This window comes from Cyclobacterium salsum, from assembly GCF_010119245.1.
GTDB classification, from domain to species: Bacteria; Bacteroidota; Bacteroidia; order Cytophagales; family Cyclobacteriaceae; genus Cyclobacterium; species Cyclobacterium salsum.
Map to the genome: position 1 here is coordinate 1 of NZ_WNKG01000045.1, position 539 is coordinate 539.

Below are 539 nucleotides of genomic sequence, written 5' to 3' on the forward strand. Positions count from 1 at the left end.
GATTATCGGGTTGAACGGTGAAGGTTTTGTACCGATTGATCCCGGAACGCCTGTGGTAGTGAATCCCATTCCGGACCAATTTGCCACCGAAGGCATCGAATATAACTTTGCCTTTGCCGAAACCACGTTTTCAGACCCAGATGGGAATCCGCTTTCCTATAGCGCATCGCTGTCAGACGATAGCCCTCTGCCTTCCTGGTTGGGTTTTGATGCGGTTAACCGTACATTCAATGGGGTTCCGACGATTTCCGATATCGGTACACTGGAAATAATGGTAACGGCCTCGGACGGTACCTTAAGTGTCAGTGACCTGTTTACGCTGTCTGTTGAAGAGCAGGTTACCACTTCCATTGGAATCAATTCGGGAGGCCCGCAGTTTACTTCGGGGTCTGGTTTTGTCTACGATGCCGATAATTCTTTTGTCGGTGGGTCCACCTATACCAACAACAATATTGCAGACGTATCGGGTACCACCGACGATGCGATGTACCGATCAGAGCGTCATGGTGGAGGGGCAAGTTTTAGCTACAATGTGGCCC

The 539-nt window shown here is 50.1% G+C and carries 1 protein-coding gene; it reads left to right on the forward strand.

All coding sequences use genetic code 11. From position 1 onward, the window contains the following. The coding region (locus GJS45_RS23590; protein ID WP_202928169.1) for a putative Ig domain-containing protein at positions 1–539 on the forward strand (539 nt) is incomplete at both ends.